Genomic DNA, 730 nt, shown 5'->3' with positions numbered 1-730 from the left:
GTCGTGATCGGCTTCATTGGCTCCATAGAGGCTGAAAGTAAACACCAGCGGACTATAAGCCGGAATGGAAGCTTGTACATTATTAAAATAACCTAAACCTGAAGGCAGAAATACTGCTCCAATTCCGTAGTCATTATTCCATTTTACCGTATTATCCGGTTGCACCTCGAAACCTGAAGCTCCTTTAAATTCAGTCAAGGATTGAGAAAACCCCGGAATTGTGCGGGTAAGATCAAACCATAGAGGATTGGTTGAAGCATCAAACATTGATCTATCAAGCAGGGTACCGCTATAAGAAACAAAAGTAGAATCAGAGAATTTTGGCTGATATTGATCTGCGGCACCTTCTCTTACTTTTAACAGGTAAATAGTGTATTCTACATTTTCTAAAGTAAAAGTCTTTGTCTCCAAAAGAGGAGATTGACTCAAAGGGGTTTTTTCGGCATTAGCTGCATCGATAGTATCGATCTCTATCCTATAATTAAAATCTGCCGGTGGATTTTGAAAATCTTCATAATTGTAGAAATGGGTGTCAAGGAAGGCTTCTAGTGCTGCCTGATCTTCTATTTCCTGTTCTCCTCTATCCCTCGGCGGAACCACTTCTTCGGATCCTTCATCATCTTTATCACACGAAATAAATAATGCTGCTGCAAAAACAGGTAAAAACAAAAATTTCTTCAAATTCATCAATAGGTAATTTAGGGCGGCAAGATACAATATTCTTGTATTT

At 38.8% G+C, this 730-nt stretch carries 1 protein-coding gene; it reads right to left on the bottom strand.

Translation table 11 applies throughout. The features are described 5' to 3' along the window. On the bottom strand, positions 1–687 hold a 687-nt coding region (locus tag HC175_RS15800), incomplete at its 3' end, for an FKBP-type peptidyl-prolyl cis-trans isomerase (protein ID WP_168139390.1). Positions 688–730 lie beyond the last annotated feature (43 nt).

The organism is Salinimicrobium oceani, assembly GCF_012037645.1.
Note: the sequence above shows the minus strand (reverse complement) of the source record. Positions and strands in the feature narration are given on the sequence as shown.